Below are 9,420 nucleotides of genomic sequence, written 5' to 3' on the forward strand. Positions count from 1 at the left end.
AGTCGCCCGCAATCTAGCTCTCAACCTGTATCGTGATTTAGGCTTTGACAACATGGCTCAAGCTCAGCGTCGTTGTGGGTTCAGCTTGAACCACTTGAAGTCAATCTTTAGAATGAAATAGCCCTGGATAAGGCGTTTAGTGACGAGTTTCCAGCTTTCAGACAAGATTAACTTACAAAGTTGGTTGCGCGATCGCGCTTTTTTACCTCCAGTGCAGCGCTTAAGTGAATTTATCGAACAAGTGCTGCTAACATCAGTCAGCCACAAAATTGTTATTTTTATCGACGAAATTGATAGCGTCCTCAGCTTAAATTTTAAGACTGATGACTTTTTTGCTTTTATCCGCGCCTGCAATGAATACGAACGTCTGACTTTTGCCTTGCTGGGAGTTGCAAGTCCCTCTGATTTGATGCAAGACAAAAATCGTACTCCTTTTAATATTGGTCGTGCGATTGAATTATATGGTTTTCAATTACACGAAGCGCAGCTTTTAGCGGGGGGTTTAGCAGGGAAAATTAGCAATCCTCAAGAAGTGCTAAAAGAGGTATTAGATTGGACGGGAGGACAGCCGTTTCTTACCCAAAAACTTTGCAAATTAGTCCTTCAACAAGCAGAGCAAAACTTATTACCAATTACCCAAATCCCAGAGTGGGTTGAGAAATTAGTGCGATCCCGCATCATCGAAAGTTGGGAAGCGATGGATGAACCACCGCATCTAAAGACGATACGCGATCGCCTTCTCCGAATTGGACAGCGAAGCCGTGCGCTACTGGATCTCTATCAGTTAATTTTGCAACGAGATGAATTAGCATTTGACGAAAGTCCAGAACAAATCGAATTGCTACTGTCAGGAGCAATTGTCAAGCAGCAAGGGAAATTAAAGGTTTGTAACCGCATTTATGCCTCTGTATTTAACGAAAGGTGGGTGAACAAAGCATTAGCGGATATGCACGCCGACTTCATGCAAGTTGTTGCCACCCAAGAACAAAAACTTCTATCGATGCTTAGCGTGATGGAAGGCAAAACATTTGATGATATTCTTTCAGAAATATTAGGTTCTATTACTTTAAAAATGGGCGAACTACTGAGTGTAGATCGCACGACAATTTTCTTTATAGATGAAGAAAAAAGTGAACTTTGGTCAATTATCGCTAGGCATGAAGACGGAAATCATCCCGAACTTCAAATTTTGTCGAATAAAGAAACAAAAGGACGTTTAACTTATTTCAAAAAATTTGTCAGTACTCCCTTTAGTTTTTGCGACGATCCCGCTGATTTGGAAGCGGACGAACCAGACAAAAATAAGGGATATCGCACCTACAACGAGTTAATTTTACCATTATTAAACGAGCAGGGAGATTTAGTTGCCGTTGTCCAATTACTGAATAAGTTAAAGCAGCCGAATAATCCGCAAGCTCGCTATTCAGAAAGAATTGATAAATACGGCTTCACAGAAGCCGATCAAAAACAGTTTGCTGACTATGCTCCGGCAATTCGACGAATTCTGGAAAGATGCCAGTATTGTTACAAATTAACCCAAAGACTACAAGCCTCAGAAGCACTCACAGAAGCAACGCGATCGCTCTCGCAAAGCAGCCTCGATTCTGAAGAAGTCCTGGGTCGAGTCATGGATGCGGCAAAAAAACTGATGAATGCCGATCGCAGCACGCTTTGGCTAATAGATCGAGAGGCAAATGAACTATGGACAAAAATTCCTTTTGAGGACGGTTCTGTTCGAGAATTGCGAGTCAAAGTAGGGCAAGGTTTTGCTGGCAAAGTTGCTGCATCGGGAGAAACTTTAAATATTCCCTTCGATCTGTACGATCACCCTGATTCGGAGACAGCTAAGAAAACGGATCAAAAGACGGGTTATCGCACTTGTAGTTTACTTTGTATGCCCGTTTTCAGTCCGGATGGCGAATTACTGGGTGTCACCCAATTAGTGAATAAAAAGAAACCGGGTGTGTTTCCAGAATATAACCCAGATAATTGGCCCGAAGCCCCCGAATGCTTCAAGGCTAGTTTTGATGGAAATAGTGAAAAATATATGCAGATTTTTAACTCTCAAGCGGGGGTTGCTCTGCAAAACGCCCAGAAATTTGCCAGCGTCAAACAAGAGGCAGAATCTCAGCAAAAAAATGTGGTAAGTCAAACTCTGGCGATGCTCAATAGTGTCATGGATAACCAGGGTTTTGATGATATTTTGGATAGCACCTTGCGTTCGATTACTCTAAAAATGGGCAAATCTTTGAGTGCCGACCGCACGAGTATATTTCTATTAGATCAAGACAAAAATGAATTTTGGTCAATTATCGCCGAAGCAGATGGAGAGGGTTCTTTAGAAATTCGGATACCTGCTAATAAAGGAATTGTGGGCGAAGTGGCAGCCCGCAAAGAAGTTATTACTATTCCCTTTGATTTTTATGAAGATCCTCGCTCTGGTGCAGCAAAAGAGCAAGACAAAAAAAATGGCTATCGCACTTATACAATGTTGGCGTTGCCACTCTTAAATGAGCAGGGAAATTTAGTCGCAGTTATTCAGTTACTCAACAAATTAAAGCGATTTGGCGACCGGACTGCATCTTTAGCAGAAAGAATCGATCAACAGGGCTTTACGAAAGCCGATGAAGAACGATTTGCGGAAAATGCCCCGATGATTCAAATGATTTTAGAAAGCTTCCGCTCTTATCATAAAACAGCTAGGGGGCAACGAGTGGCAGCCGCACTAATGGCAGCAGCTCGTTCAGTGAATCAAAGCAGTTTGGATCTTGAAGAAATTCTCAAGCGGGTGATGGAAGCAGCCAAGAAACTAATGAACGCCGACCGCAGTACTTTGTGGATTTTAGATCAAAAAGCTGGTGAATTGTGGACGCAGATTCCCTTTGACGATGGTTCTGTAAAAGAATTGCGGGTGAAAGTAGGACAAGGTTATGCTGGCAAAGTTGCCGAATCAGGAGAGCCTTTGAATATTCCTTTCGATTTATATTCTCGCCCAGATTCGGAGACAGCAAAAAAAACCGATCTTCAGACGGGTTATCGCACTTGTAGCTTACTATGTATGCCAGTTTTTAGTCCCGATGGTGATTTGATTGGGGTGACTCAATTAGTGAATAAAAGGAAGCAAGGAGACTTTCCAGAATATGAAAGACTCGATCAATTAGCGTTTTTACAAGAGGAAGCTCCGGAATATTTCAGGGCTAGTTTTGATGACAGCGATCAAAAATATATGCAAATCTTTAATAATCAAGCTGGAGTCATCCTCCAGAATGCCGAACTTTTAGCAGCAGTTAAAAGACAAGAGCGATCGCTTCGAGAAAACCTGAGTGCATTGTAAATTAAAGCGTTGGTTCAGTAATTCTGGAAGAACCCCACCTCTTTTTACTAGCGGTCAGGGTTGGAGTTTTAAATTATCTAAATTCCTGCCCCGTCGAGGAACTCTGAAATTAGCCGATTAGAAGCGTTTGAAAAGATAGCCTTCTGAAGGCTAGAGTGCATAGCAACAGGTACAATTTTTTGAGCTTTTAACGATTCCATTTCTTCCTCTAAAAAGTGAATACGGTCAAAAGTCGGAAGGCTTTGTAGCGCGAATTGTTGTGAAGTTGGAGGGGATGAACCCAACAGCTTCAGTTAAAGACCGCATTGGCGTCAGTATGATTCAAGCTGCTGAGGAGGCTGGTCTAATTCAGCCGGGAAAAACGATTATCGTTGAACCCACTTTTGGCAACACTGGCATTGCGCTGGCGATGGTAGCGGCGGCGAAAGGCTACGCCTTGATTTTGACGATCCCACAGACGATGAGCCAAAAACGGCAGGCGATGCTGAAAGCTTATGGTGCCAAACTGGAACTGACTTCTGGAGCTGAAGGCATGAAGGGAGCGATCGCTCCCTTCCGAACAAATTGCGGCGACAACTCCCAATGCTTTTGTACCGCAATTTCGCAACCCAGCCAATCCCCAAATCCATCGGGAAACGACAGCCGAGGAAATTTGGGCTGATACTGACGGTGAAGTAGATTTCTTAGTTGCGGGGATTGGCACGGGTGGCACGCTGACTGGAGTTGGTGAGGTAATCAAGGCACGAAAACCGAGTTTTAAAGCGATCGCTGTAGAACCAGTTAGCAGTCCAGTTCTCTCTGGAGGTCAGGCGGGAGCGCATAAAATTCAAGGAATTGGTGCTGGATTCATCCCAGAAGTTCTCCGAACAGAGCTGATTGATGAAGTAATTACTGTCATGGATGAGGAGGCGATTTATTATGGTCGCCGCTTGGGTCGAGAAGAAGGGTTGTTGTCGGGTATCTCTTCCGGAGCGGTTTTAGGTGCTGCAATTCGGATTGCTAGACGTGAAGAGAATGCAGGTCGTTTGATTGTCATGGTACAACCCAGTTTTGGCGAACGTTATTTGAGTACACCGTTATTTCGAGAACCGGAAATTCAGGATTCTCCAATTCTGGTTTAAATCAACTGTTGGAGTAGTTGGATCGCTGTATTAGTGCCTATATTTTGATGTCAAGACGCGATCGCAAACTAAATGCGATCGCGCTGTAAAAATATTCATGGAACCTCTTGTGGGTGACATCGCTCTACGCAGGGCACCCACAAGAGGTGCCCCTACATTATCTGCAAACAGAGATAGCGATCGCCAGTTTAGTTTTATGGTTGCTTTTAACCTATTCTTAACCTAAACTAATTTTTAAACCACAGTAAACCGAGCGAATTACCGTAGTTACTGTGATATAGCAAAGATATCGCCTAGCCAGTCACAAGTAACTGGACTACCCTAGCCCAGTTTTTAATCAGTACATTGGGGGACTGAGGGATAAGTATTCTAGTTCTTCTGGGAGTTCCAGCAATGAGTTCGATGTTTTTCAGCCCAAGTGATTGGCAGAGTGTAACCTTTAGGCTTACCACTGCACTACTGGTTGGCGGCGCGATTGGCATGAACCGCCAGCAGCCTGGTAGACCTGCTGGCTTGAGAACTTTTATGATAGTTAGCTTAGGCGCTGCCGCATTTGTAATGATTCCTTTGCAGGTGGATGGTGACAATACCTTTTCTTCTTCCAATGCTCTGAGTCGCACCATCCAAGGCGTTGCTACGGGAGTTGGGTTCCTGGGTGCGGGAATGATTCTGCAACAATCTCATCAAAAACTTAGAAAAGCCGAAGTCAAGGGGCTAACTTCCGCCGCAACTATTTGGTTGGCGGCTGGATTGGGAGCCGCCGCTGGCTGTGGATTATGGCGAATGAGTCTGATTGGAACGCTATTTGCATTGGTGGTTCTCAGTGGAGTGAAGAAACTCAAGAAGTCTCCCTTGATTCGTCTTTACGATGACAATCGGACGAAAACACCGGAAAAAGACGCTGCATCGAATCAAGATTCAGAGCAGTAATAACTTCATTCGTAGGACTTTTAAGAGCGATCGCTGCGATATTTCCTACGGTTCGGTTGGTGAAACTGACACTACCCCTAGAAGACAGCTACGGGATTCTTGCATCTGATTGTGAGACTTTTCTGACTGATGAGCTTAGTTGCACATCGCGTAACTTTAATTAGAACAACGTTTAGTAACCTAACCACAAGGTTTTCAGGCTACAAAAATCTAATAGTTTTATTAGGACAGCGATCGCCATCCGATGAAAGCCTATCAAAACTTCTTTTCGGAGTCAAAATCAATAATTTTCCCTAGGATGATTACATAGTAAGCATTTCAAGCTGTGCGTGGCGGATGGTAACAGCCACGCTACTTTTAGCCCAGATCAAACGTCAGAATTCACCGATGAAGCCTCAGTTTCTCTTAGCCTATCAAGAACAAGACCCCACAACTTCGACAGATGCTTTGCAACGCCACAAAATTTGAATCAGTTGTCTCGACCGTTGGATCTATGGCTACTGAATCTTCATGCACCGATAGAATTCAACAGATGCTCAGCGGATTCTCTGTTTGTATCCCCTGTAGATGGTTATGAGCATCAGCTGTATCACTTGTTCAATCAAACAAGCTCAGCTATAGATTGGACACTAGCTCCTGAGAGATTAGTCGTTTATTTAAACAATCTACGCCAATTTGGTCGGAATACGGGAATATATATCCAAAGAGTGATATTCAGAAAAAATTTTCTGTATAAATATATTGATAGGTATTGAGAGTACAGTAATCCTACCGGGAAACCGGAGTTTACACCAACATCCAACTAAAGTAAAGCCCAACTGTCTGGATTCAGAATTCATCGTTACATACCAATCAAAAATGCATCATGAACATCCGAGCGTATTAAATGAAAGCTGCAAACCGCTACAAGTAACAACTTAGCTGGAGAATCACTGATGTTGTTATCGTGCGCCTTCGCATCTTCCACCCGCCCCAGGCGCACAATCCAGGCAACAGATGGAAATCGGGTTTACCTTCTCTTTAGTTGGGTTGATGAGGGTGTGATTCTCAATCGGGTATTACTTTTCGTCTCGTTGAGATATTGATAAGGATACCTATGAACCATCTCACCGCTCCGCTGGTTACTCCTCTTCAGCCTTGCTTTGACGTTCGTGACAGTTCGTGACAGATGGAGGTTATCTATTTATTCTTTACAGATCCTCTCAATCCTATGCATCTCTTTGTACCTGAGTAAATTTAATTACAATGCTCTTTCGTAATCATGTTAAATTATCGGGTTTTACTAACATCTCTGATAGTTCTCATCTTCGGGATAACCTCTTGTAGTAAAGAAGAGGAAAGAAAGACGCAGGTGAGTATTGATGGTGGAGCGGTAGGCTTTCCTATCCATCAATCAGTAGCTGAAGAATTTCAAAAAGTTAAACCTGATGCTCAGGTTAGTGTGGCTTCAAGCGGTACTGGCGGAGGGATGAGTAAGTTTTTTGCTGGAGAAATTGATATCGTTGGCGCTTCTCGTTCCATTAAGGATGAAGAAATCGAAAGATGTAAAAAGAAGGGCATTGATTTTGTAGAACTGCCTGTTGCATTAGACGGAATTGCCGTGATTGTCAATCGTAAAAATAACTTTGCTAAATGTTTGACAATCGAGGAACTTAACAAAATTTGGAACTCCAAATCAGACCGCAAAATAACCAACTGGAATCAAATTAATCCAAAGTTTCCCGATCAGAGGTTAAAGCTTTATGCCCCTGCTTCTGATACTGGAACATTTGATTATTTCACACAAGCTGTTACTGGCAAAGCCAAAAATAGCCGCACAGACTACACTCCTAGTCACAATCAAAACGTTCTTGTCCAAGGAATTGCGGGCGACACAAATGCTATAGGGTATGTGGGGATATCTTACTATATGGAAAACCAAGACAAGCTGAACTTGGTTGGTGTGGAAAGTCCAAAAGGAAAGTGTGAAAAGCCAGTTCCGCTAGACAATGTTGTTAGAAACATTTATCTACCTTTATCTCGTCCCCTCTTTATCTATGTCAGCAAGACTGCCCTAGATAACAAACCTTCGGTAAGAGAGTTTGCTGAGTTCTATCTAGAGAATTCGTGGAAATGGGTCGATCAAGTTGGTTATGTGGCGCTACCCGACGAGGCTTACCACAAGATAAAACAAAAACTTGCCTCTGGGGAAACAGGTTCTAAATTCAAAGATGCCAAACCTGGCGAACCGATCGCAAATCTTCTTTAAGATGAACAGAAAATCTACAACAAAGCTTAAACAAGATTACTCAATTACTAACAGCATTTTTAGCTAAATTTTCCTTATGCAAAACACAAATTTTAGTAATCAATTTAATAGCGAATCCAGGCGATCGCTCGAAAAAAAAGCCTCTGACGATATCCAGGAAAAAGTTATCGAGGCGATTTTATTTTGTTGCGCGTTGATTTCCATCCTGACTACGTTTGGAATTGTTTTTATCATCTTCCGAGTAACTTTTGACTTTTTCCAAAAAGTTTCCTTCGCTGAGTTCTTTCTTGATACCAAGTGGACACCTTTGTTTGCAGAGAAACATTTTGGAATTTGGCCTTTAATCAATGGCACTATACTTACTACGACTATTGCCATGCTCGTTGCCATTCCTCTGGGTTTATGTTCTGCTATCTATTTAGCGGAATATGCTTCACCCAAGGCGGCAGCTATTTTACGCCCAGCAGTAGAACTGCTGGCGGGAGTACCTACCGTTGTCTATGGCTACTTTGCGCTTTTATTTGTGACGCCAGTTCTGCGGTTATTTCTCCCCCTAGAAATTTTTAACGCTTTAAGCGCTGGGTTGATGATGGGAATAATGATCAGCCCTACAGTTGGCTCTATCAGCTTGGATGCCATACAATCTGTGCCTCGCTCGTTGCGGGAAGGAGCTTACGCAATAGGCGTAACCAAACTGGAAACTATCTTTAAAGTTGTGCTTCCTGCCGCCCTTTCTGGAATTGCTGCCTCCATTATTCTGGGCATTTCTAGAGCCGTCGGTGAAACGATGACTGTACTAATTGCTGCTGGGCAAGAGCCGAGAATCAGCCTTAATCCCTTTCAATCAGTAGAAACAATGACAGCTTATATGGCTCAAATTTCAGGAGATGATAGTCTCAGAGGTAGTGTTAATTATAACACTTTATATGCTGTGGGAGCTGTTCTGTTTTTGATGACTCTAACTTTAAACATTGTCAGTCATTGGATTTCTAATCGCTATAAAGAAAAATACGAGTAATAAACATGACTAATTCGATTTCCCAAAACAAGTTCCAAGAACCACGCGAAGAGTTTACTGCAAATGTAGAAAAGAGAGAAACAACAGGAAAAATCTTTGAAATTATCTTTTTGATTGGTCTGAGTATTGGTTTGGTAGTGCTTGCCGTTCTGGTCTTCGATGTCTTCAAGGATGGATTGGGCAGACTGCTGACACCTGGTTTTTTGACTGAAACTCCTTCCCGGTTCCCCGATAGAGGTGGCATACGCCCTGCTATTTTTGGCAGCATTCTTCTAGGGGGATTAGTAATGCTAATTTCCGTACCTATCGGTGTAGGAGCGGCTTTATATCTTGAAGAATATGCACCGAAAGCTTGGTGGACTGATATTATTGAAATTAATATTAGCAACCTAGCTGGAGTCCCTTCAATTGTCTACGGTCTACTGGGATTAGGGGTTTTCAATTATCTTTTGAATTTTGGGCCAGCTTTGCTTTCTGGGGCACTAACGTTGTCCTTGCTGTCTTTACCAGTAATTATTGTGACTGCTAGAGAAGCAATCCGAGCTGTTCCCGATTCTTTACGACAAGCTTCTTATGGCTTAGGCACAACCAAATGGCAAACGGTGTGGAATCACGTCTTACCTTATGCAATTCTAGGCATCTTAACGGGACTTAAACAATGAATTAAAACCAAATGAGTTATGATCCATGCCAGATAAGAAGTTCACGTTGAAAAATACCCATGAAGGAAACTACACCCGACGCAATGCCTCCATGCTTTGAGAAATGG

General features: G+C 42.8%; 5 protein-coding genes and 2 pseudogenes. All 7 read left to right on the forward strand.

Annotation, left to right across the window (positions count from 1 at the left end; all coding sequences use genetic code 11):
• Nucleotides 1–139 precede the first annotated feature (139 nt).
• A complete protein-coding gene (locus AC2VDX_RS11950; protein WP_378178949.1) occupies nucleotides 140–3,334 on the forward strand; it encodes a GAF domain-containing protein in 3,195 nt (1,064 codons plus the stop codon).
• Between the two features lie 229 nt (nucleotides 3,335–3,563).
• Nucleotides 3,564–4,455, forward strand: a pseudogene (gene cysK, locus AC2VDX_RS11955) (cysteine synthase A); the annotation flags it as partial.
• Between the two features lie 402 nt (nucleotides 4,456–4,857).
• Nucleotides 4,858–5,385 (forward strand): MgtC/SapB family protein, encoded by a 528-nt coding sequence (locus tag AC2VDX_RS11960; RefSeq protein WP_378178952.1) that lies wholly within the window; start codon nucleotides 4,858–4,860, stop codon nucleotides 5,383–5,385.
• Between the two features lie 336 nt (nucleotides 5,386–5,721).
• The gene (locus AC2VDX_RS11965) at nucleotides 5,722–5,853 is read left to right on the forward strand and encodes a hypothetical protein (RefSeq protein WP_378178946.1); all 132 of its coding nucleotides are present in this window, start codon (nucleotides 5,722–5,724) and stop codon (nucleotides 5,851–5,853) included.
• 793 nt (nucleotides 5,854–6,646) lie between these two features.
• On the forward strand, nucleotides 6,647–7,633 hold the full coding sequence (locus AC2VDX_RS11970) for a PstS family phosphate ABC transporter substrate-binding protein (RefSeq protein ID WP_378178943.1): 987 nt from the start codon (nucleotides 6,647–6,649) through the stop codon (nucleotides 7,631–7,633).
• Nucleotides 7,634–7,709: 76 nt separating this feature from the next.
• A complete protein-coding gene (gene pstC, locus AC2VDX_RS11975; RefSeq protein ID WP_378178940.1) occupies nucleotides 7,710–8,651 on the forward strand; it encodes a phosphate ABC transporter permease subunit PstC in 942 nt (313 codons plus the stop codon).
• A 5-nt stretch (nucleotides 8,652–8,656) separates the two neighbouring features.
• Nucleotides 8,657–9,304: pseudogene (pstA, locus tag AC2VDX_RS11980) on the forward strand (phosphate ABC transporter permease PstA); the annotation flags it as partial.
• Between the last annotated feature and the right edge of the window lie 116 nt (nucleotides 9,305–9,420).

It is taken from the genome of Coleofasciculus sp. H7-1 (genome assembly GCF_057473865.1).

Coding starts and splice junctions, on each gene's coding strand:
- AC2VDX_RS11960 (WP_378178952.1), top strand. CDS start 4,858: ATGTTTTTCAGCCCAAGTGATTGGCAGAGTGTAACCTTTAGGCTTACC.
- AC2VDX_RS11970 (WP_378178943.1), top strand. CDS start 6,647: ATGTTAAATTATCGGGTTTTACTAACATCTCTGATAGTTCTCATCTTC.
- AC2VDX_RS11965 (WP_378178946.1), top strand. CDS start 5,722: ATGGTAACAGCCACGCTACTTTTAGCCCAGATCAAACGTCAGAATTCA.
- pstC (WP_378178940.1), top strand. CDS start 7,710: ATGCAAAACACAAATTTTAGTAATCAATTTAATAGCGAATCCAGGCGA.